This is a genomic window from Pseudomonas sp. BN415 (genome assembly GCF_029871195.1).
Classification (GTDB): domain Bacteria; phylum Pseudomonadota; class Gammaproteobacteria; order Pseudomonadales; family Pseudomonadaceae; genus Metapseudomonas; species Metapseudomonas resinovorans.
Map to the genome: position 1 here is coordinate 1 of NZ_SSOK01000031.1, position 19,613 is coordinate 19,613.

The window sequence follows — 19,613 nt, forward strand, 5'->3', positions numbered from 1 at the left end:
CGCAATGAAGTTTCATTTGATGCAAACAGGTGTGATCGGTCGTCGTTATGAGCTGGAAGCGGGTATGGCTGGGCAGCGTCCTGAGTTGTATCAGCGCTTTCTATCCGAAGTGCGTGATTACGTTCGTCTGGCGGATGAGCTTGGTTATGCAGGCTATTGCCAGCCTGAGCATCACCTGCAGATCGAAGGTTTTGAGATCAACAACCATCCCGGCATGTTCAGTCTCTATGTGGGCCTGCATTCCAAGCGGATGAAGGCCGGCATCATGGGGTACACCCTGCCGACCCATAACCCGGTGCGTATCGCTGAAGAAATCGCCACCCTTGACCACATGCTCCAAGGGCGCCTGATGGTTGGTTTCACCCGTGGCTACCATGCGCGCTGGGTCGACTCCTATGCTGCGCGTCCGGGTGTCAGCGCCACTACGCCGGACAACGCCAAGGCCCGCGACGAGCAAGATGCGCTGAACCGCGAAGTCTTCGAGGAATCGCTGCAGGTCATCAAGAAGGCCTGGGCCAACGACGTGTTCAGCCACAAGGGCAAACACTGGGAGTTTCCGCCAAATGGCGGCTCTGCCGGTCACCCGGCCTATGCCAGCATGGGCAAGGGCATGGATGCAGATGGCATCGTGCGCCAGATCGGCATTGCGCCGAAGTGCTACCAGAGTCCCCACCCGAAAATTTACGGCGGCTTTGCCGGCAGCATGCGCACCGTCGACATGTGGGCCCGGGAAGGCGGCAAGCCAATCGTGCTGGCTTCCGACCTGGACTTCTGTGATGCCCTGTGGACCCGCTATGCCGATACCGCACGCCAGCACGAGCGGGAGGTTGCCCGTGAGGATGTTGCTGCCTGGGGTGGTTTCCTGATGCTGACCGATGACAAGGACAAGGCCAAGCAGTTGATGGCCGAGCACAAGTGGTTCTGGGACAAGTGGTTCATCCCGTTCGGCCAGAAAATGCCGAACGTGCTGATCGGCTCGGCTGACGAGATCGCCGATCAGATCGGCCGCGCCCATGACCGCCTGGGCTTCAACGAGCTGTTCCTGATGTTCGGTCAGGGTCACCTGGACCCGGAGCAGAACAACGAGGAACTGGAAAAGTTTGCCAGCCTGGTGGCTCCTCGCTTCGCGACCAAGGATGCCGAAGGCACGTTGGTTTAAGTGATTGCATGGCTGGTTTGCCTGGCAAGCCAGTCTGACAGGCTAAACAATAACAAGAGGTAATGACTATGCAATGCGGATTTTTCCATACTCCCTATAATCTTCCTCACCGCACTGCGCGGGAGATGTTCGATTGGTCTCTCAAGCTGGCACAAGTCTGTGATGAGGCGGGTTTTGCCGATTTCATGATCGGTGAGCATGCGACTCTGGCTTGGGAAAACATTCCCTGTCCGGAGATCATCATCGGTGCCGCAGCGCCGATCACCAAAAACATCCGTTTTGCGCCGATGGCGCACCTGCTGCCCTATCACAACCCGGCTAGTCTGGCGATTCAGGTTGGTTGGCTGTCACAGATTCTTGAAGGTCGCTATTTCCTTGGTGTGGCGCCCGGTGGACATCACACCGATGCCATCCTGCACGGTTTCGAAGGCATTGGCCCGCTGCAAGAGCAGATGTTTGAGGCGCTGGATCTTATGGAGAAGGTCTGGGCGCGCAAACCTTTCATGGAGAAGGGCAAGTTCTTCCAGGCCGGCTTCCCTGGGCCGGATACCATGCCCGAATATGATGTGGAGATCGCGGACAACAGCCCCTGGGGTGGCCGCGAGGCACTGGAAATTGCCGTTACCGGTCTGACCAAAAACTCCTCGTCGCTGAAGTGGGCCGGTGAGCGCAACTACAGCCCGATCTCCTTCTTCGGTGGTCATGAGGTTATGCGTTCTCATTACGACACTTGGGCCACAGCTATGCAGTCCAAGGGCTTTACTCCGGAAACGTCGCGCTTCCGTGTGACGCGGGAGATCTTCATTGCCGACTCCGATGCCGAGGCCCGCCGGCGCGCCAAGGCCAGTGGCATGGCCAAGACTTGGGAGCACTATCTGTTCCCGATCTACAAGAAGTTCAATCTGTTCCCAGGCATCATCGCGGATGCTGGTGTGGATATTGATCCCAGTCAGATAGATATGGACTTCCTTGCCGACCATGTCTGGCTCTGTGGTTCGCCGGAAACCGTGACGCGAAAGATCGAGGCAATGATCGAGCGCACTGGGGGTTGCGGTCAGGTCATCGTCAACTCGCATGACAATATCGACAACCCGGAACCCTATTTCGAGTCGCTGCAGCGACTGGCGCAAGAAGTGATACCCCGCGTCAAAACATCGTAAGAACGAAAGGCTAGGTGGTGGTCTCCTCCGCCTAGCTTTGCCAGTTCTAATCAAAGCAGGTCGCACTAAGGATCAAGTTGCGTTGTTTTTGCTGTATTGATCCGGCCGCAAATGGCTGCTGTTTGGCAGCCATTTCACATCTTGTAGTACTCAACTGACAAGGAGCTCAGATTTATGTCTTGGAATGACATATCTGGATTGTTTTCCGTCGCCGGAAAAACAGTATTGGTTACAGGTGGGGCCAAGGGCATCGGTGCAATGATTACCCGCTGTCTGGTAGCGGCAGGCTGCCGGGTGATGGTCGCTGGGCGCGACCGTGCTGCGGCAGACAGTCTGAACAATGAACTGGCAGAGTACGGGGGGTTCGAATTCATTGAGTGTGACCTTGTGCGCGATGATCATCTGGCCGATTTGTTTCGCACCGTGCAGGCCCGCTGCTCCCTGCTGGACGCGCTGGTTAACAATGCCGGTGTATTTCATGCGCCGCCACTGGGCTCTGTCACAGAGAAAAACTGGTCTGCGGTGATGAGCCTCAACCTGCAATCGCCGTTTCTCCTGATCCAGGCACTGTGTCCCCTGCTGGAGAAGGCCGGCACAGCTGACGATCCGGCGCGCATAATCAATATCGGTTCAGTGGGTGGCATTCTCGGAAAAAGTTTCGGGGGCGCCTATGCCTATGGTTGCAGCAAGGCTGCCATTCATCAGCTTAGCCGTACGCTGGCATCAGATTTACGTTCGCGGAACATCAACGTTAACGCCATTGCCCCGGGTTTTTTTCCAAGCGACCTGACCGCCGGGGTCATCGCTGATGCTGAAGTTGAGCGCGCAGTGTTGGATGGTATACCTGCTCATCGGTTTGGCAGTGCAACTGATATTGGCGGCACTGCCATCTATTTAATCTCCCGTGCAAGCGCCTATCTTACTGGGACGGTTATTCCCCTTGACGGTGGTCTGATAGTGGCCCCGTGAACCTTATACGGGGCGGTCAAGCGTTCGGATGGTCGAGCCCTAGTTCGGTAATGTGTGAGGGGGCGAGTCCCTGGCCTTGCCAAGAATACGGCGCAGCTAGTGATGCTGTTCAACGCCCTCAGAACATCTCAATCTGTTTGAACTCGCGTGTAGGTTCCCGCTGCGGCTGCCGCCGTTCGGTCGGACTTGATTTTTTGGTCTATATGGTGTAAAGGTTCTCTCTAGTCAACATAAGTGTTGATAAGGGAGGCGCGACTGCTGTCGGTCGTGCTAGCTAAGCCCCGATCGTGCGAACTGGAGGAAAATATGCCAAATCGCGCCAGCCTTGAGCGTCTAAATTGGGATGACCTGCGCTTTTTCTTAGAAGTGGCGCGCACCGGTACCGCCAGTGCTGCTTCTCGAAGGCTGGGCGTTGACTACACCACAGTCTCGCGTCGAATCCGTGTTCTGGAGCAGAACCTGGGTGCACTGCTATTCGAGAAATCTAGGTCTGCGGGTTTTGTGCTCACGCTCGAAGGGCAGCGCATGCTGAGTTACGCCGAGACTCTTGAAAGCACCCTACAGGCAGCCTGCGAGCAAGTTTCAGGCGCTGGCTTGGAACTGTCTGGGCATGTGCGTATCGGTTGCACTGAGGGATTCGGCTCCAGTTTCATTACTCAACATATGAGTCGATTCCAGGACCGCCATCCACACATCTCATTGGATATTCTCCCGGTGCCACACTTCGTGAGCTTGTCTAGGCGCGAGGCTGATATCGCTATCACGCTGGAGCGTCCGCAACGGGGGCCGTATGTCTGTTCTAAGCTTTGCGACTACCGTCTTCGCTTGTATGCCACTCCTGGGTACTTGGCCAATCATGCGCCGATTCTCAGCCTCGAAAGCTTGGCCGGGCACACGTTCATCTCCTACGTTGAAGACTTAGCCTTCAGCCCCAAGCTTCTCTACTTGAATGACCTTGTACCCGGAGCGGTACGCCAACTGCGTAGTACTAGTGTGATTGCTCATTACCATGCAGCGCTGGAGGGAAGAGCGCTTGCAATTCTTCCCTGCTTTCTAGCAGGACAGAATCAGGGTCTGTGCGAAGTTCTTCCGGGTGAGATCGAGGTAGTGCGGCAGTTCTGGATCTATTATAGCGAGGATCTACGTAAACTCCGCCGTATTACTCAGGTAGCCGAATATCTGCGGGGCTGCGTCGAGCTTAACCAGCCGCTACTGATGGGCGAGTCAACATCGATGAGCTATCTGCCACCGGTTTGAGCTACCGAGTTAGCTATACGCTGGGTGGCCTGGAGCACGCCTCGTATGGATCCAATAATCATTTCGCGTAGCATCTCAAACTTTGCCGTATTGCCAGTTGGTGCCTCTCCGAACCAAGCCGGTAACTGGTTAAGCTGTGAAACGATGCTAGCTAGGCCGGCACGTCGGAGCATGCATGCTGGCTCTCCAGTTAGTTGCTCCACGGTTTCTATTAGCACTGCCTCATAGAGTTGGCGCAACTTTAGGATCCGCTCCTGGTGATCGTTATTGAGGTAGTGTACGTCGTACTCCGCCAGACGGAAGTGTGCGCCCATACCGTTGTGTAGTTGGAGATGGGTTTCAGTGAGGAGAAGCAGTCGTGCTGTGGGGGAGACGTCCCGGTGGGTCAATTCCAGCGCGCCATCTAGCAACTGCTCATATAGTTCCTCGATTAGCTCGAACAGCAAGGCTTCTTTGCTTTCGATGTGGTTGTAGAGAGAGCCGGCACGAATGCCCATGAACTCTGCCAAATCGCGCATGCTAACTCGGCTATAGCCACGCTTAGCGAATAACTCCAGAGCTTTCTCACGTGTTTGGTGATAGCGTTTTGGGGAGCCAGTAGTACTTATAGTTTGGCTGAGAGTGGATGGCTGCAGCTCGTCAAACAAAGTAATGGACATGGACATTAGATCTTCATCGATGTGGCTACAGCTAACGTTGTTATTCGCCGCCAGAGGTACTGCTTCTAGCGACTCTTGGATATTTGTCATAATCGTGGGTGCATAGTTGGGGCGCTTGTGGGCACCGCTGAGGCGCCCACAAGAGGTTCTATAAAGTGTAATTAGCCATTTCCCGAGCGATCAGCAGCCGCTGCACTTCACTGGAGCCTTCGTAGATCTGGGTGATGCGCGCATCGCGGTAGTACTTCTCCACCGGGTAGTCCTCCAGGTAGCCGTAGCCGCCGTGGATCTGGATAGCGCTGGAGCACACCTGCTCGGCGATTTCCGAGGCGAACAGCTTGGCCTGGGACGCCTCCGAGAGGCAGGGCAGGCCGGCGCTCTTCAGGCGGGCGGCGTGGAGAATCATCAGCCGCGCGGCGTTGAGGCGGGTGTGCATGTCCGCCAACAGGTTGCCGATGCTCTGGTGCTCGATGATCGGCTTGCCGAACTGAACCCGCTCCCGCGCGTAGCCCAGCGCCGCCTCGAAGGCCGCACGGGCGATGCCGAGGGCCTGGGCGGCGATGCCGATGCGCCCGCCTTCGAGGTTGGACAGGGCGATGGCCAGGCCTTTGCCGCGCAGGCCCAGCAGGTTCTCTTCGGGGATGCGACAATCGCTCAGGGTGACGGCGCAGGTATCGGAGGCCTTGATCCCCATCTTGTGCTCGCTACGGTCCACCACGAAGCCGGGGGTGTCGGTGGGGACCAGGAAGGCGGAGAGGCCCTTCTTGCCCAGCTCCGGATCGGTCACGGCGAAGACGATGGCGAGCTTGGCACGCTTGCCATTGCTGACAAACTGTTTGGCGCCGTTCAGCACCCACTGGCCGTCCTTGAGCTCGGCGCGGGTGCGCAGGTTGTGCGCTTCCGAACCCGCCTGGGGTTCGGTGAGGCAGAAGCAACCGATGGCGGTTCCGCTGGCCAGCTGCGGCAGCCACAAGTCCTTCTGCGTCTGGCTTCCGTAGTTGAGGATGGGCCCGCAGCCCACGGAGTTGTGGATACTCATCAGGGCGCCGAGAGCACCGTCGCCGGCGGAGATTTCCTCCACCGCCAGGGCATAGGCCACATAGTCGATGTAGGTGCCGCCCCAGGTCTCGGGCACCACCATGCCGAGCAGGCCCAGTTCGCCCATCTGCCGCACCAGGTCGTCGTCGATCCAGCCGGCCTTTTCCCAGGCCTGCGCCTGAGGCGCGACTTCGGCGCGGGCGAAGTCCCGCGCCATGTCGCGGATCATGCGTTGTTCTTCGGTGAGTTCGATATCGTGCATTAAAGGTCTCCAGCGGATCGGTCGTGCCTGGCGCTATTAAGTTTCTGGCCGTTTAGCAGCTATTGCAGGGGTTCGACGGGTATGGAAGCCTGCAAAAAAGGCTTTCACCCGTTCATCCTGTAACTCCTCAAGGTTCGGTGGGTTCCAGCGTGGGTTTTTGTCCTTGTCGATGATCAGGGCGCGAATACCCTCTATCAGGTCGCCCTTGTCGAACCACTGGCGGTCAAGATGCAGCTCAAGATCGAAACAGTCAGCCAGACTAAGGCATCGACCGCAGCGCAGTAGCTTGAGGGTCACAGCCATGGCGAGGGGGGAATTTTTGTTGAGCAGGCGAAGCGTTTCCTCTGCCCAATCTTGTACACCGGGCCGGGTGTCGGACTGCAGCGCCGTGCGGATCTCCTTGAGATTGGGAAGTGAAAAAATTTCGTCGATAACTTGGCGATAGGCCTTCAGCTCCGATCCGGGAATGCGCTCGGTGGCTAGGCCGGCCAGCAGCTGGTGGAGGTTTTCCTGCGGCGCGTAGCTCCAGTGCAAGTTATCCAGCGCCCGGTCTAGTTCGACAATGCGCTCGCTCGGCAGACAGTAGTCGGCCAGTCCGGTGTAGAGGGCATCGGCGGCGCGCACCTGGCGGCCGGTGACGCCCAGGTAGACGCCCAGTTCACCGGGCAGGCGCGGCAGGAAGTAGCTGCCGCCTACATCCGGGAAGAAGCCGATGCCGACTTCCGGCATGCCCATCCGCGTGCGCTCGGTGATGACCCGCAACGAGGCGGACTGGGCCAGGCCCATGCCGCCGCCGAGGACGAAACCGTCCATCAGCGCCAGCACCGGCTTGGCGTAACCGTGCAGGTACTCGTCCAGGGCGTATTCCTCCTCGAGGAACAGCTCGTGCTGGTTGTCGCCGGCCGCATGGCTCTCGTAGAGCATGCGGATGTCGCCACCGGCACAGAAGGCCTTCTCGCCGGCACCACGGATCACCACTGCGGCTATTTCCGGGTCCAGTTCCCAGGCCCAGAGGTGCCGATGAAGCAGGCGCACCATGGGCAGGGTCAGGGCGTTCAGCCCGTCCGGGCGGTTGAGGGTGAGGTGGCCGACGCGGTTGCGCACGCTGGCCAGGACCGGTGCCTCGTGCTCGCTCATGCTCAGGCTTCCCGACGGAACAGGTTGATGATCGCGGAGAAGTCCAGGCCGCCATGCCCCTGCAGGCTGAAGGTCTGGTAGAGCTGCTGGGCCGCGGCGCCGAGCACCACCGGCTGCTTCGCGTGGCGGGCAGCCTCGGTGGCCAGGCCCAGGTCCTTGAGCATCAGGTCGGTGCCGAAGCCGCCGCTGTAGCCGCGGGAGGCCGGTGCATTCTCCAGCACGCCGGGGAAGGGGTTGTTGATCTCCGAGCTCCAGCAGCGGCCGCTGGAGGTGTTGATGATGCCGGCCAGCACTTTAGCGTCCATGCCGAGGGAGACGCCCAGGGCCATGGCTTCGGCGACGCCGACCATGGAGATGCCCAGCAGCATGTTGTTGGCGATCTTGGCCACCTGGCCGTTGCCGGTGTCACCGCAGTGGACGATGTTCTTACCCATGGCGGCGAGCAGCAGGTGGGCCTGGTCGAAGGCGCTGACGGTGCCGCCGACCATGAAGGTCAGGGTGCCGGCTGCGGCGCCGCCAGTGCCACCGGAAACCGGCGCGTCGAGCATGGGATTGCCCTGGGCGGCAGCGGCCTTGGCCACTTCGCGGGCGCTGAGCGGGTCGATGGTGGAGCTGTCGATCAGCAGCACCCCCTGGCTGACGTTGGCCAGCAGGCCCTTGGCGCCCAGGTAGACATCCTTCACGTGGGCCGCGGTGGGCAGCATGGTGATGATTGCGGCGACGCCATCGCGGGCCAGCTCCGCCGGGCCGTTGGCGCTGCGGGCGCCGAGCTCCACGAGAGCGGCGGTGGCGATCGGCGAGGGATCAAACACGGTGAGGCTGTGGCCGGCCTTGAGCAGGTTGCGGGCCATGGGGCCGCCCATGTTGCCGAGGCCAAGGAATCCGATATGCATGTTGGCGTCCTCCAGAGGTCGGGCCAGAAATTTCAGCGGTGAATAAAGCGGGGAGCACGCTTTTCAACGAAGGCACTCATGCCTTCCCTTTGATCCGCGTTGGCAAAAGTGGAGTGGAATACTCGGCGCTCGAACCGGATACCTTCCGCCAAGCTGCCTTCGAAGGCGCGATTAACCGACTCCTTGATCAACATGGCTGCCGGCATAGATTTCTCTGCTATGGCTGCAGCGCTTTTCAGCGTTTCCTCGAGGAGGAGCTCAACCGGTAGTACGCGTGCAACCAAGCCAGCGCGCTCTGCCTCTTGGGCATCCATTTGTCGACCACTTAGGCACATCTCCATGGCCTTGGCCTTGCCAATGGCACGAGCCAAGCGTTGGGTTCCGCCGATCCCGGGTAAAACACCAAGGGTGATCTCTGGCAGGGCAAAACGAGCGTTGTCAGCTGCGTAGATGAAGTCGCACATCAGCGCCAGCTCGCAGCCGCCGCCCAGCGCATAGCCAGCAACAGCGGCGATCAGGGGTTTGCGCCGGGCTGCAATGCGATCTGCTGCAGAGAAGAAGTCATCAAGGAAAACTTGCGGATAGGCCATGTCGACCATTTCCTTGATGTCGGCGCCGGCCGCGAAGGCCTTGGAAGAACCGGTAATCACCATGCAACCGATGTTGGGATCGCTATCCAGGCCGTCTAATGCTCGGTTGATTTCGTCTATCAGATTGACGTTTAACGCATTGAGCGCTTTGGGTCGGTTTAGTGTAATCAGGCCAACGCGGCCATGGACTTCAACAAGTAGAGATTCGAATGCCATCTAGAGGTCTCCTGAATCAGGGGCGGTTCATAGCCCGCCCCTGAAGCCTCACTTGAGGGTAATGGTGGTGTTCACTGCGCCGCCGACATCGCTTTCGTCGAACCAGCGCTGGGTGATGGTCTTGGTCTGGGTGTAGAACAGCACGACCTGCTTGCCGTAGGGACCGAGGTCGCCCAGCTTGGAAGCGCGCGAACCGCTGAAGGAGAACAGCGGTACCGGCACCGGAATCGGTACGTTGATACCGACCTGGCCAACGTCGATTTCTTCCTGGAAGTGCCGTGCGGCGGCGCCGGAACGGGTGAACAGGGCGGTACCATTGCCGTTCGGGTTGGCATTGATGAAGGCGATGGCCTCGTCCAGGGTGGCGGCGTTCACCACGCAGAGCACCGGCCCGAAGATCTCTTCGCGGTAGATGGTCATCGAGGGGGTTACGCCGGAGAAGATGGTCGGGCCGACGAAGTTGCCTTCCTGGTAGCCGGGCACACTCGGGTTGCGGCCGTCCAGGACCAGCTTGGCGCCTTCCTCGATGCCGGTGGCGATCAGGCCGCTGATGCGGTCCAGCGCCGCGCAGGACACCACCGGGCCGATATCGGTACCCGGCTCGACGCCGGCATTGACCTTGAGGGTCTTGGCCTTTTCCACCAGCTCCGGCAGCCAGGTCTGCGCCTCGCCCACCAGGATCACCACCGGCAGGGCCATGCAGCGCTGGCCGGCGGCGCCGAAGGAAGCGCCTAGCAGGTTGTTCAGGGTCTGCTGCTTGTGGGCGTCGGGCAGGACGATGGCGTGGTTCTTGGCGCCCATCATGCATTGGGCGCGCTTGCCGTTCAGGGTGGCGCGGTTGTAGACGTGGGTGCCCACCTTGGTGGAGCCGACGAAGGACACGGCTTTGATGTCCGGGTGGTCGCAGATCAGGTTCACCGCATCGACGCCACCGTGGATCACGTTCAGCACGCCTTTCGGAATGCCGGCTTCCAGGGCCAGTTCGGCGAGGCGCATGGTCACCAGCGGGTCCTGCTCGGAGGGCTTGAGGACGAAGGTGTTGCCGCAGGCGATGGCCATGGGGAACATCCACAGCGGGATCATCGCTGGGAAGTTGAACGGGGTGATGCCGGCGCACACGCCGATCGGTTGCAGCAGGGTGTAGGTGTCCACGCCATTGGCCACGTTGTTGGCCAGCTCGCCCATCTGCAAGGTGCCGATGTTGGCCGCGTGCTCCACCACTTCCAGGCCACGGAACACGTCGCCTTCAGCATCCGGCAGGGTCTTGCCCTGTTCGGCGGTGAGCAAGGCGGCCAGCTCCTTCATGTTTTCGCGGATCAGCTGCTGGTACTTGAGGAAGATGCGGGCGCGGGCACCGATGGGGGTCTTGCGCCAGGTCTTGAAGGCTTCCTGGGCGGCGGCGACGGCAGCATTCATCTCATCCTGGGTGGCGAAGGGCACGCTGGCCAGGACTTCCTGGGTGGCTGGGTTGACCACGTCACGCCACTGGGTGGTTTTCGATTCAACAAATTCGCCGTTGATTAAGAGCTTTACTTTAGGAGTTGAAGCGCCCATGTATATGTTCCTGTGGGTGGTTTATAAAGAAGTTGATTGATCACTCTTACAGCCAGGTTTGACTTCGTGTACTTGGTAGAGAAGGGACTAGGTAAAAGGGGAGCGGTGAATCCGAGTAGGCCGGTAAGTTGTCGCTATCAATATAGCGATGAGGTTCGGCAATCGGCAGCACTTGTGAACGAAGGCTATTGTGATTGAGCTTTCCAAGGTCCGGAGACGTGACGAAGTTTGCTCGGAGAAGCAAGCCTAAAAGGCGCAGAGTGATCTTGGGCAGATATGGAAATTTCCACCCCCAAGTCAGCAGTCGTTGCTCATGAATGGAGGAGACCGTGCCTATCAGATGACCGATGACCTCATCTGCATAGGCGGCGAAGGCAGCTAAGGTACCTTGCAAAGGAATGGGGAGTTTTTTGAAGAATAGGGCGGCATCGGTGCTGAAAAGAAGGAATTCGTGCCATCCAATAGTCGTGCTCTCCATGCTGGAAAGGCCATCGCCGCGGTATTGCTTTGGATTACCCTGGGCACTATTAAGAGCTACGTCGCTCATGGCTGGTTCTCTTGTTGTTTTGCGTGGCCGGTACGTCATTCATCGACGAGCTAGCTGAATCGAGTATAGGGATGCAGGCATTTAGGATGAAATAAGCAAAAAAACCTGTGCGATGTGCATTAAAAAATACCCTGTCTGTAAATGCCGGTTGGGTGGCTCGATGCTATCCCTAAGCATGTGATGCGCTTAGATTGAAGGTCGCAGTCGATGTGATGAGTGAGTTTTGAGATTGCACAGCCAAGTGCTGGTTTTTTTTGGTGTTGGAGCGACGGTGTGCACCTTCGTCGTATAGTTTTGCGACATATGATTTATTCAGATAATTTGTTGTATAGGGTGCGCAATTTTGGCGCTAAGCAAGTCGCTAGCGTTGCTGTGATGCTTGGGGCGCCTTGTGGTAAAATTTTTACTGTTTCGGAATGTATTGCCCGTAAGAGGGGTTTTAATTGTTATTTTGCGTGGCAAGCATTTCGGCCGCCTGTTGAGTGGCCTCGCTTGTTCGTGTCGCAAGTTTTCGGACTTCATCAGCAACTACTGCAAATCCTCGTCCAGCCTCACCAGCGCGTGCGGCCTCAATTGCCGCATTGAGGGCGAGTAGATTTGTGCGGCTAGCGATGGCTTGGATAGCACTAACAATCTCGGTAAGCTTACTTAGGTTTCGTTCTATGAGTTTACCCTGCAGTTCCCGCTCCTCACGCAATTGTTCCTCTTGGTACTGGGAGTGCATGTCTACCAACGCTCCCGCTATCCGGAGCGGCTTTCCGTCAGTGCTTCGTAGTGTCTTGCAGCGGGAGCTGAACCAGCGATACTCGCCGCTTTTCAATTTTATCCGGTAGGTCGCCTCAAACGGGGTGCCACCGCTGCTGTCGTTTATGTGTGCGCCAAACAAATCGGACACATTTTGTCTGTCGTCTGGATGGATGCGAGAAACCCAGCTTTCGAGAACATTGGGAAATTCATCTGGATCTTCGAAACCAAGCATCTGAAGGAATTGTTGCGACCACCATAGGGGATTGTGAGGATTCAGTGGGTTGCCGCCTCTCACCTCCATATCCCAGAGGCCGTCGCTGATTATCTCCCTGGCAATCTCGAATCGCTCAAGCGTCCGCTCCAGTTCGCAATCACGTTCGCGCTGTACTTGTACGTCACGTATAGTGCCGGCCATGCGTATCAGTACACCTTTCGCGTCACGCCAGGCCCTTGCGTTTACCTCAACTTTTACATAATCGCCCGTGGCATTACGTAGTCGGTATTCAGTACGAAAAGTAACGTCGTCTCGGCTATCTTTCAGATATTTGCTCAATGCATCCGTTGTAGGTTTCAAATCTGCGGGATGTATGCGCTGAATCCAAGTTCCTAGTTGTACGGATAGATCATTTTCGTCATCCAGCCCAAGTAATGTGCGAAACCGTGTTGAGCACCAAAGGGAGTTATTTGGATTCACGGGGTCTCCATTTTTCACCGGAAGATCCCAAAGTCCTTCGTTGCTGGCTAGGCTAATTAGTTCGATGCGCTGATCGACATGAAATTTTTCGGTCGTGGTAGTGGTTTGCTGCTGAGTTAACGAAATTATCTGGCTGGCGAGGGCAATCTGTTGTTGCTGCTTATGATCTTGCGCTTGCACATGTTCGCGCAATGCGCGGTGAGCACGCTTAACTAGGGGAGGGGTAGTTAAATTCTCTTCTGGTGCGTTGGATGTGGAGTGTCCTTCCAGCGCATCAATTAGATGCATAAGGCATTCAGTTGTAGCTCTGCGGCTTTTAGATTTCAGCATGTGAGCGCCCGTTGCAATTAAGGTTGGTCGTCTTGTGCCTACTAAAAAATGATTACATTGTGGCTATTAAATAATAAGTGTCGTTTCAAGCAAGCCAAAAAGTTCGCGCCAATGGCGCTCGGCAGCTTCTTTCTTGAATTCTTGAAAGTCAGGTACGGCGAAACCGTGTAGGGCCCCTGCATAGGTTTCACATCGGTGATCTACGCCCGCCTCTAACAGCGCTTTCTCCAGACGCCTCGCCATTTGTGGTGAGTAGTAGTCGTCTCTATCGGCACTGGCGACATAGACTCGCGCCTTGATTGATGGCGCCAGTAAATGAGGGCTGGTTTCAGCATCCGTAGCAAGATTGCCTCCATGGAAGCTCGCTGCAGCCAAAATTCGATCCGGGTATGTGCCTGCAATGGAGAGAGAAATGCCACCACCCATGCAATATCCGGTTGTCCCGATATTGGGACTAGCAACATCGGTGCGGGTGTCCAAGTAGTCTATGAATGCCTGCGCATCTCGTGCCGCCTTGTGATTGTCCGTTGAGGCGAGGAGGTGGCCGATTGCGCCCATGACATCGCGGCTTCTGAAAATCTCTGCAGGCGCCAATGGCCCATAGCGGCCAGCTCGATAAAACAGGTCAGGTAGTAATACGACATAGCCGCCTTGTGCGAGCCGCCTAGCCATTTGGAACAATGTGGGACGGATGCCAAAGCCATCCATGCAAAAGATCACGGCGGGCCAGGGGCCCTGACCCTCTGGCTTGAAGATGTGCGCCTGACACTTGCCATCGTGTGTTTCTATTGAAACCTGTTCGTGATTCAAGGCGATGCAACCCTTGTTGTTATTTAATTGTCTGCATTCGAATCCGACCAACGCCAATTAACGCGTTGGTTCCAGGAATAGTGCCTTTAGCGAGCTTTTAAGGTGCTGCCGGAGAGCTGGATCAAATTGCTCGGGCAGGTTCGCTTACCATTCCGTTGAAGAGTTTTGCGACGACGGCCGCGTGTGGAATCTTCGTCGAGCACCCTAGCATCGACTTTCCTCCTTGGTCAACACGTGTGTTGATATGTGGCGCGTATCGAAGGGACGTGAACTCCGATCGTTGGCGGTGCTGGATGTGGGACGAAGCAGGCAGTCGATGGGGCCATTTCTTCGCATTTGCGTTGTACAAGGGCCATCGCTTCTCCGCGGCAACAGCCGTAAGGCGATCTTGCTGTTCTTCGAACTGCTCGGCGAGTGGTGCCAACAGTTCGAGTCAGTGGCTATGGACATGAACACCGCCTTCGATATGGAAGTGAGATGGCATTGCCCACGCGCGGAGGTGGTATGCGACCTGTTCTATGTCTTCGCCCGCTATGGCCGCGAGGTGCTCGACCGGATCCGCGTTGATCAGGCCAATGCCCTGTGCCATGACAAGCCGGCGCAACTAGTGGTCAAGGGCAGCCGCTAGTTGCCGCTGCGCAATCGGGAGATGCTAAAAGACAAGCAGGCTGCGCTGGTCGGCATGAAGCGCATCTTGAAACCGGAATGCTGTGCTAGCCACTCCTTAAGAGGGTGTAGACAAAATCAGGTAATCCATTGGTTCCTTCCCGAGGGCGAGCCGATGACCAGGGCTGGACGGCCGTCGAGAATTTCCGCGGAGAAACACCCACTTCTCGTTCAACTGGCCCTGACGCGCAAGCTTTCCAGTCAGGCTGAGTTAATGGAGCTTTTATGGGCGGCAATCGGTATCGCCAGTCACCCAGCGACTTTAGGCCGTGCTGAAGTTAGCGGGATGGTGCGGGGCAAGCCCAAGCTCAGGCGTGAGTTCGAGCCACTGCCGCCACGCCGTTCGCGACGGCAAGATCCCGGTATCGACCAGTTTTAATACAATTGGCGTTACTGGCCGTGCCATGTAAGCGCTTAATCCATGATGAAAGTGCGCGCAGTAAAATAAAAAGTAAAACTATCCAGATGCTCAAAAGGTCCGTCTAAATCTATTGGATTTTATTTGAAAACAACGCGTTAAGGACTATATCCACCATCCTCTCTTGTAATGCTGGGTAACTTTCTTGCTCTTCATTTTTTTTGATGGATGTAAAGCAAGCTGTTCCCAGTGTACCTATCCATAATAATTGAACGGCTTCATGAGCGGGGCAATTCAGGACACCTTCTTCATTTAGCCGCGATAGGTCGTTCTCTACCGTGCGCAGCGTTTCCGCAACGGTAGCAGGAGGCTCGCCGGCTAGGATTTGTTGGATAACTATCCTGCACATAAGTGGCTCTTGATGAGCAAAGTGATTAAAAGCGCCCCAGCCGTTTCTCAACCCTTGCTGGGGGCCGCGCTCATTCGCTCCCTGTTGATAGGCTTCGGCTACTTGCACATAGGTTTCATCAATGGCAGCCCGGTGCAGCCCTGTCAGATCGCCGAAGTAATGATAGATCGTTGGTGCGCCGACCCCTGCCAGGGCGCAGATTGCGCGTGAGCTTGCCCCCTCGCGTCCCTCTGTACTCAGTAGGTGCCGAGCTACCTGCAGCAAGCGCTCCTTCACTTCGAGAGTGTCGCTGGGGCGATCCTTAATGCTGGGAGAAACCATCGATTTCATCTAATAAACCTGTGCATAAAACTCAATAAAATCCCTGAGCCGATTTGGGTTAATCCTGGTGGACAAAAGGTATCGTCAGGGTTCTTCCTCGTCGCTCCCGCTCGTGTGGTATTTGGCACCAGACACGATCTAGGAGCGCCAGGGGTCCAGCTTAGCGAATGCTGGGGTGACAAGCATTAAAAATTCATCAACGCGATGGTTGACTGGTCTCTATAACGCCGTTATAGTCGCCTCTGCTGGCACCTGCCGGCAGACAGAGGCTAATGCCTCCCTTGCCTATTCCCCATCTAGAGGAGACAACAATTATGGCAATGGAAACTGGTTTGATCTTTCATCCCTACATGCGTCCTGGCCGGACAGCCAAGCAGACCTTTGATTGGGGTATCCAGAGTGCCGTGCAGGCGGACAGCGTCGGTATCGATTCAATGATGATCTCCGAGCACGCCTCGCAAATCTGGGAAAACATCCCCAACCCTGAACTTTTAATCGCCGCTGCAGCCTTGCAAACCAAGAACATAAAGTTCGGGCCTATGGCCCACCTGCTGCCGCATCAGCATCCAGCAAAACTAGCGACCATGATCGGCTGGTTGTCACAGATTCTGGAAGGCCGTTACTTCCTCGGTATTGGTGCTGGCGCCTATCCGCAGGCCTCCTACATGCACGGAATTCGCAACGCCGGCCAGTCCAACACGGCTAGCGGTGGAGACGAAACCAAGGACCTGAACGACATGGTGCGAGAGTCGCTGTTTATCATGGAGAAGATCTGGAAGCGTGAGCCATTCTTCTATAAAGGTAAGTACTGGGATGCGGGGTATCCGGAAGAGCTTGAAGGTGCCGAGGGTGATGAACAGCATAAGTTGGCGGATTTCAGCCCTTGGGGGGCAAAGGCACCTGAGATCGCGGTAACCGGTTTCAGCTACAACTCGCCGTCCATGCGTCTGGCCGGTGAGCGCAACTTCAAGCCGGTTTCGATCTTTTCTGGTCTTGATGCATTGAAGAAACACTGGGAAGTCTATTCCGAAGCGGCCATTAAAGCGGGCCATACCCCGGAGCGTTCGCGTCATGCGGTATCCCACACTGTGTTTTGTGCTGAAACCGACAAGGAAGCCAAGCGCTTGGTGATGGAAGGACCGATCGGCTACTGCTTCCAGCACTACCTGATCCCCATCTGGCGTCGATTCGGCATGATGGATGGGTATGCCAAGGATGCAGGTATCGATCCGGCTAATGCTGATCTTGAGTTCTTGGTGGATCACGTCTTCCTGGTCGGTTCGCCAGATACCGTGAAGGAGAAGATCAATGCGCTGTTTGAAGCAACAGGTGGTTGGGGGACGCTACAGGTAGAAGCACATGATTACTATGATGATCCGGCGCCCTGGTTTCAGTCGCTAGAGTTGATCGCTAAAGAGGTCGCTCCCAAGATTGCGCTTCCTAATCGCTGAACCTAGCGCTAGCAGGCTATCCTAATCGTGTCCCCTGAGGCTTCGCTCAGGGGGCTTTTCGATTTGATGGACTGAGAGTTAAGAGCTACTTATTACCGCTCGAATTGTGGGCAATATCTTTATATCGAAACCATCCGGTTTCCAGAGTTGCGCCTTTCTTTCGAAAAAATTGCCACCTCTTCCGACTCTTCGGTCTCAGGGGGCAACGTCCCCTTTTCAAGCGACTTGGTTGTTACCTCTAAAATAACTTCCATTTAGAGTGCTCCAACCAATCTCCGAAAGCTTCCGCTGGCATTGGCGCTCCTATGTGGTAACCTTGAACTACATCGCACCCCATCTTCACGAGGCGCTCCCAAGCCTCTTGGTTTTCAACACCCTCAGCAATTACCTCTAAATTCAATCTGTGCGCTAACTCAATCGTAGAGTGAACAATAGCAGCTGCCTTCGGGTGCTCGGCCATTTGCTTAACGAAAGACTGATCGATCTTAATTGCATCTATCGGCAGATTTTGTAGGTAGCTCAAGCTGGAATAGCCAATTCCAAAATCATCGACAGCAAGCTGAACCCCTATTTCTTTCAATTTTCGCAGTGTTTCTAGCGCATTAGTTGGGTCCTCCATGAGCGCACTTTCAGTAACCTCAAACTGAATCCAATTCGACTTCGCCCCCCAAGTGGCCATCAACCCTTCGATCTTGGTGACTAGCCTAGTGTCGCATAAGTCTTGCGCCGAAAGATTTATGGACAATGGAATGTTTAAACCTGACTCATTCCATGCAAAGCATTGTCTAAATGCAGCTTCGAGAACCCAAAAGGTGAGTGTGGTAATCAGTCCGGTGAATTCAGCAAGTGTCACAAACTCGCTTGGAGGCACCATGCCTCTAACCGGATGCCGCCAACGCACTAGTGCCTCAGCTCCACATAGATGCGAGCAAGCTAAACTGAATTTAGGCTGGCAATAGAGTATTAGCTGGCCAAGCTTGATCGCTTCACGCAAGTCCGACGTCAGTAATAACCGGTTGGTGCATGCCTCATCAAGGCTATGCGCGAATACCACATAGTCGCGTCCTGTGCGCCTCGCCTCGGACATGGCAGCTCGTGCATGCCTAAATAATGCATCCGGCTCAACACCATGGCCGGGGAATAACGCAATTCCTATCGTCACCCTTGTATAGTGGGTTAGTCCAGAAGAGTCAGGCGCACAATGAAATAGTGTATTAAGCTTGTGCGCCATTTGAATAGCCAATTCTGCGTCCGCATGAGGATAAAGAATAGCAAATTCGGCCTCGCCTACGCGAGAAACAAATCCACTTGAGAGTATTGTCGCGCAGAGCTGGTTGGCGATCTCCTGTAGTAACTTGTCTCCCTGTATGTATCCAAAGGTGTCCTTGATTTCGTGATAATTTTTGGCCTTTAGAAGCAATACTGCGAGCGGGCGATTTTTCTCTCTGAGCTCTATAATGGCTGACTTGATTTTGTCATAAAACATCTCTCGATTAGGTAGTCCGGTAAGTGGGTCGTAGTAAGCCATTTGATGAATTTTTATTTCTGCAGCTTGATGCTTTGCACGTATGCGTAAATTTTCTATCCCGAACGCCAGATCATCAGCCAACTCACCTAACAAAGAAACTTCAGACTCATCAAATACGTCAGGTTCGGTAGCAGTGATGCACAGAGATCCTACGACAACTGAACCTACCCGTAATGGAAAGGCAGTAACCGATCCATAACCAAGACGAACCATGTCTTCGCGCCATTTAGCGTGGTCAGGGTCGGTAAGAAGGTTGCGGCCGACACAGGCTTTACCTGTAATGACAGCGATAGCTGCGGCTCCTCCCCTTTCTGGATTTGCCCACGAAAGCGAAATACTTTTAAAAAAATCAGCCTCCTGAAGGCTATGTGAAGAGCTGAGTGCATACGCCATATGGACTAGGGGATAGCCATCGTCGTTTAGCGCACTCCAAACACCGGCATAGCGATAATAGCCTTTTCCTACTATTACGCGGCACATGCCGTTCAGTAGTTCTTGCTCATTTGAGCAGCGCAGAAGCATACGATTGCCTGCACTAAGGGTCTCGAGCGTTCGGTTAAGTCGCTCCAGCTCCCGAAGACTGCAGCCTGCCTCCGCTGCCACTGAGGCACCATCTGCGCGAGTGTCTTTGCTAGGGGTAGCCATTAGAGATTGGCCCTAAGGGAATACACTCAGCTTAGACCCGTATGTGGCCCCTGCTACGTATCGATCGGCCGCCGCTCGTCATCAGCTTTCATTGCATCCGTAAAGACCTGGACTGGAGCAAGACCCCATTCTGTGCCAGGGACTACGCCGATGAATAGGGCGTGCGCCCATGACTTATCCACACCTAACCCCCCGGCGCGAACTGCGACTGCT

The 19,613-nt window shown here is 55.9% G+C and carries 16 protein-coding genes and 1 pseudogene; 6 read left to right on the forward strand and 11 right to left on the reverse strand.

Going from position 1 to position 19,613, the window contains the following annotated elements; genetic code table 11:
* The 4 genes from E8F20_RS08770 to E8F20_RS08785 all read left to right on the forward strand — a co-directional run.
* A partial coding sequence (locus tag E8F20_RS08770; protein WP_218649258.1) for an LLM class flavin-dependent oxidoreductase occupies nucleotides 1-1,159 on the forward strand: 1,159 nt, incomplete at its 5' end.
* 68 nt (nucleotides 1,160-1,227) lie between these two features.
* Nucleotides 1,228-2,319: an LLM class flavin-dependent oxidoreductase gene (locus E8F20_RS08775; protein WP_179060129.1), complete on the forward strand. Its 1,092-nt coding sequence runs from the start codon at nucleotides 1,228-1,230 to the stop codon at nucleotides 2,317-2,319.
* A gap of 174 nt (nucleotides 2,320-2,493) precedes the next feature.
* On the forward strand, nucleotides 2,494-3,288 hold the full coding sequence (locus E8F20_RS08780; RefSeq protein WP_280283409.1) for an SDR family oxidoreductase: 795 nt from the start codon (nucleotides 2,494-2,496) through the stop codon (nucleotides 3,286-3,288).
* A gap of 306 nt (nucleotides 3,289-3,594) precedes the next feature.
* Nucleotides 3,595-4,545 (forward strand): LysR family transcriptional regulator, encoded by a 951-nt coding sequence (locus E8F20_RS08785; protein WP_280283410.1) that lies wholly within the window; start codon nucleotides 3,595-3,597, stop codon nucleotides 4,543-4,545.
* On the opposite strand, the gene E8F20_RS08790 is transcribed toward E8F20_RS08785, so the two are convergent.
* From E8F20_RS08790 to E8F20_RS08830, 9 genes are all read right to left on the reverse strand, one after another.
* Nucleotides 4,527-5,192 carry a TetR/AcrR family transcriptional regulator gene (locus E8F20_RS08790; RefSeq protein WP_280283512.1) on the reverse strand — a complete coding sequence of 222 codons (666 nt, stop codon included), beginning with the start codon at nucleotides 5,190-5,192 and terminating at the stop codon, nucleotides 4,527-4,529. The two genes, E8F20_RS08785 and E8F20_RS08790, sit on opposite strands and share 19 nt — an antisense overlap.
* A gap of 160 nt (nucleotides 5,193-5,352) precedes the next feature.
* Nucleotides 5,353-6,504, reverse strand: coding sequence for an acyl-CoA dehydrogenase family protein (locus E8F20_RS08795; RefSeq protein WP_280283411.1), 1,152 nt, complete (start codon nucleotides 6,502-6,504; stop codon nucleotides 5,353-5,355).
* A 36-nt stretch (nucleotides 6,505-6,540) separates the two neighbouring features.
* On the reverse strand, nucleotides 6,541-7,641 hold the full coding sequence (locus tag E8F20_RS08800; RefSeq protein ID WP_280283412.1) for an enoyl-CoA hydratase/isomerase family protein: 1,101 nt from the start codon (nucleotides 7,639-7,641) through the stop codon (nucleotides 6,541-6,543).
* 2 nt (nucleotides 7,642-7,643) lie between these two features.
* Complete coding sequence (gene mmsB, locus E8F20_RS08805; RefSeq protein ID WP_280283413.1) at nucleotides 7,644-8,534, reverse strand: 3-hydroxyisobutyrate dehydrogenase; 891 nt, start codon at nucleotides 8,532-8,534, stop codon at nucleotides 7,644-7,646.
* A gap of 32 nt (nucleotides 8,535-8,566) precedes the next feature.
* Complete coding sequence (locus E8F20_RS08810; RefSeq protein ID WP_280283414.1) at nucleotides 8,567-9,340, reverse strand: enoyl-CoA hydratase; 774 nt, start codon at nucleotides 9,338-9,340, stop codon at nucleotides 8,567-8,569.
* A gap of 48 nt (nucleotides 9,341-9,388) precedes the next feature.
* Nucleotides 9,389-10,894: a CoA-acylating methylmalonate-semialdehyde dehydrogenase gene (locus tag E8F20_RS08815; RefSeq protein ID WP_280283415.1), complete on the reverse strand. Its 1,506-nt coding sequence runs from the start codon at nucleotides 10,892-10,894 to the stop codon at nucleotides 9,389-9,391.
* 46 nt (nucleotides 10,895-10,940) lie between these two features.
* The gene (locus E8F20_RS08820) at nucleotides 10,941-11,441 is read right to left on the reverse strand and encodes a hypothetical protein (RefSeq protein WP_280283416.1); all 501 of its coding nucleotides are present in this window, start codon (nucleotides 11,439-11,441) and stop codon (nucleotides 10,941-10,943) included.
* A gap of 439 nt (nucleotides 11,442-11,880) precedes the next feature.
* The gene (locus tag E8F20_RS08825; protein WP_280283417.1) at nucleotides 11,881-13,212 is read right to left on the reverse strand and encodes a PAS domain-containing protein; all 1,332 of its coding nucleotides are present in this window, start codon (nucleotides 13,210-13,212) and stop codon (nucleotides 11,881-11,883) included.
* Between the two features lie 66 nt (nucleotides 13,213-13,278).
* The gene (locus E8F20_RS08830; protein ID WP_280283418.1) at nucleotides 13,279-14,022 is read right to left on the reverse strand and encodes a dienelactone hydrolase family protein; all 744 of its coding nucleotides are present in this window, start codon (nucleotides 14,020-14,022) and stop codon (nucleotides 13,279-13,281) included.
* A 367-nt stretch (nucleotides 14,023-14,389) separates the two neighbouring features.
* Between E8F20_RS08830 and E8F20_RS08835 the strand changes: the two are divergent.
* Nucleotides 14,390-14,647: pseudogene (locus tag E8F20_RS08835) on the forward strand (transposase); the annotation flags it as partial.
* Nucleotides 14,648-15,176: 529 nt separating this feature from the next.
* On the opposite strand, the gene E8F20_RS08840 reads toward E8F20_RS08835, so the two are convergent.
* Complete coding sequence (locus E8F20_RS08840; protein WP_280283419.1) at nucleotides 15,177-15,785, reverse strand: TetR/AcrR family transcriptional regulator; 609 nt, start codon at nucleotides 15,783-15,785, stop codon at nucleotides 15,177-15,179.
* Nucleotides 15,786-16,090: 305 nt separating this feature from the next.
* Here E8F20_RS08840 and E8F20_RS08845 point away from each other — a divergent pair, with 305 nt between their 5' ends.
* Complete coding sequence (locus E8F20_RS08845; RefSeq protein ID WP_280283420.1) at nucleotides 16,091-17,227, forward strand: LLM class flavin-dependent oxidoreductase; 1,137 nt, start codon at nucleotides 16,091-16,093, stop codon at nucleotides 17,225-17,227.
* 238 nt (nucleotides 17,228-17,465) lie between these two features.
* Here E8F20_RS08845 and E8F20_RS08850 read toward each other — a convergent pair whose 3' ends face one another.
* A complete protein-coding gene (locus E8F20_RS08850) occupies nucleotides 17,466-19,277 on the reverse strand; it encodes a GGDEF domain-containing protein (protein ID WP_280283421.1) in 1,812 nt (603 codons plus the stop codon).
* Between the last annotated feature and the right edge of the window lie 336 nt (nucleotides 19,278-19,613).

Coding starts and splice junctions, on each gene's coding strand:
- E8F20_RS08775 (WP_179060129.1), top strand. CDS start 1,228: ATGCAATGCGGATTTTTCCATACTCCCTATAATCTTCCTCACCGCACT.
- E8F20_RS08780 (WP_280283409.1), top strand. CDS start 2,494: ATGTCTTGGAATGACATATCTGGATTGTTTTCCGTCGCCGGAAAAACA.
- E8F20_RS08785 (WP_280283410.1), top strand. CDS start 3,595: ATGCCAAATCGCGCCAGCCTTGAGCGTCTAAATTGGGATGACCTGCGC.
- E8F20_RS08795 (WP_280283411.1), bottom strand. CDS start 6,504: ATGCACGATATCGAACTCACCGAAGAACAACGCATGATCCGCGACATG.
- E8F20_RS08800 (WP_280283412.1), bottom strand. CDS start 7,641: ATGAGCGAGCACGAGGCACCGGTCCTGGCCAGCGTGCGCAACCGCGTC.
- mmsB (WP_280283413.1), bottom strand. CDS start 8,534: ATGCATATCGGATTCCTTGGCCTCGGCAACATGGGCGGCCCCATGGCC.
- E8F20_RS08810 (WP_280283414.1), bottom strand. CDS start 9,340: ATGGCATTCGAATCTCTACTTGTTGAAGTCCATGGCCGCGTTGGCCTG.
- E8F20_RS08815 (WP_280283415.1), bottom strand. CDS start 10,894: ATGGGCGCTTCAACTCCTAAAGTAAAGCTCTTAATCAACGGCGAATTT.
- E8F20_RS08820 (WP_280283416.1), bottom strand. CDS start 11,441: ATGAGCGACGTAGCTCTTAATAGTGCCCAGGGTAATCCAAAGCAATAC.
- E8F20_RS08825 (WP_280283417.1), bottom strand. CDS start 13,212: ATGCTGAAATCTAAAAGCCGCAGAGCTACAACTGAATGCCTTATGCAT.
- E8F20_RS08840 (WP_280283419.1), bottom strand. CDS start 15,785: ATGAAATCGATGGTTTCTCCCAGCATTAAGGATCGCCCCAGCGACACT.
- E8F20_RS08845 (WP_280283420.1), top strand. CDS start 16,091: ATGGCAATGGAAACTGGTTTGATCTTTCATCCCTACATGCGTCCTGGC.
- E8F20_RS08850 (WP_280283421.1), bottom strand. CDS start 19,277: ATGCTTCTGCGCTGCTCAAATGAGCAAGAACTACTGAACGGCATGTGC.